Source organism: Vibrio marinisediminis, from assembly GCF_014050145.1.
GTDB classification, from domain to species: domain Bacteria; phylum Pseudomonadota; class Gammaproteobacteria; order Enterobacterales; family Vibrionaceae; genus Vibrio; species Vibrio marinisediminis.
The window spans coordinates 1-300 of record NZ_JACFYF010000167.1 but is presented as its reverse complement, the minus strand read 5'-3'; the positions used below and the strand labels follow the sequence as shown (position 1 = coordinate 300).

Annotated in this window: 1 pseudogene; it reads left to right on the top strand. The window is 35.0% G+C overall.

The features are described from left to right. Positions 1-103: 103 nt before the first annotated feature. Positions 104-300, top strand: a pseudogene (locus H2O73_RS23810) (hypothetical protein); the annotation flags it as partial.

Genomic DNA, 300 nt, shown 5'->3' with positions numbered 1-300 from the left:
TTATATCAACTTAAAAGGACTTTATATTGGAGAAGAAAGAGTTGGAAACTGTATCATTACTATTGGATGAGGAACCGAGTTTGACCAATATGGAGGAACGGTTACAAGGTTAAATACAAACCAAATTAGAACAAACTTATTACGTTCTGATGTAACAGAAGCAATAACACCTTTGTCCGTTAGTTTTTCTTCTATTACTAACGAACATGTAGGTGTTTTTGTACAAGTTGATGGAGTAGAGTTTGCAGATAACTTGGCAGGAGAGCGTTACTTTGACGCTGTACAAGTTTATGATACACA